The following is a 1,161-nucleotide window of genomic DNA, read 5'->3' on the forward strand; positions in this document are numbered from 1 at the left end:
GGGTATTCCAGTCAAGTGATGAATGTGGGCGCTTCAGGTTATAAAAGGTGATGTATTGCCCAATGGATTGTCGCGCCTCTGGCACATTGGCATAGGCCTTGAGGTAGACCTCCTCATATTTGATCGTGCGCCAGAACCGTTCGATGAAAATATTGTCGCGCCAGGCTCCTTTGCCATCCATAGAAATCTTGATGTCCTCGCGCTTGAGCACATCGGTAAAGTCTATGCTGGTGAACTGAGAACCCTGATCGGAGTTGAAGATCTCTGGCTTACCGTGTTTGGCGAGAGCTTCTTCCAGTGCCTCAATACAAAAATCCGCTTCCATGGTGATGGATAAGCGCCAACTCAAAACGCGGCGTGAATACCAGTCAATGATTGCCACCAGATAGATGAAGCCCTTCGCCATGGGAATATAGGAAATGTCGATCGCCCAGACCTGATTGGGTCTTAAAACCTCTACATCACGCAGGAGATACGGGTAGATTTTATGTCCCACTGCTGGTTTGGACGTGTTTGGCCTTCGGTAGATTGCCTCAATACCCACCCTCTTCATCAAAGATCGTACCCTGCGTCGGCCGATGTCAAAGCCTTCTGCCTTCAAGAGCTGCTGCAGCATACGGCTGCCCGCAAATGGATGCTCCAGGTGCAACTCATCCAGCCGACGCATGAGCTTCAACGTCTCCGCTGAAACTGGACGAGGCCGGTAGTAAACACTGCTTCTGGACAGGCTTAAGACTTTGGCTTGGCGGCTGATTGAAAGATCATGGTTACGGTCAATCATCTTTTGGCGCTCAGTAGTCCTGCTTTGGTGAGCGCTCCGGACAAAAAATCATTCTCCAAAGCCAACTCCCCAATCTTGGCATGCAGCCGTTTGATGTCCACTTCAGGTTCCTGCTTAGCCTGTTTATCAGCCCCGAACACATCAGGCATCGCCGCAAGGGCCTGCTCTTTCCATTGTTTGATCTGGTTTGCGTGCACATCAAACTCCTGAGCCAACTCGCTCAGGGTCTTCTCACCGCGAATAGCAGCAAGCGCTACTTTCGCTTTAAAGGCCGGACTATGGTTCCGGCGGGGACGTCTGGTCATTGTGATCTCCTGTCCTTGGCATCATGCCAGTTTCAGAAGCAAAATCCACTTATACAACCTGCCCTAAAAACCGGA

At 50.9% G+C, this 1,161-nt stretch carries 1 protein-coding gene; it reads right to left on the reverse strand.

Annotated features, from left to right (window positions below):
- Positions 1-1,086, reverse strand: a protein-coding gene (locus BMZ51_RS23690; RefSeq protein ID WP_139201490.1) for an IS3 family transposase whose coding sequence is annotated in 2 segments (ribosomal slippage) — positions 1-831 and positions 831-1,086 — 1,087 coding nt annotated over the 2 segments. Because the reading frame shifts where the segments join, the coding sequence is not laid out codon by codon here. This gene is flagged as partial in the annotation.
- Positions 1,087-1,161 lie beyond the last annotated feature (75 nt).

It is taken from the genome of Pseudovibrio axinellae (genome assembly GCF_900110875.1).
In the GTDB taxonomy this organism is placed as follows: Bacteria; Pseudomonadota; Alphaproteobacteria; order Rhizobiales; family Stappiaceae; genus Pseudovibrio; species Pseudovibrio axinellae.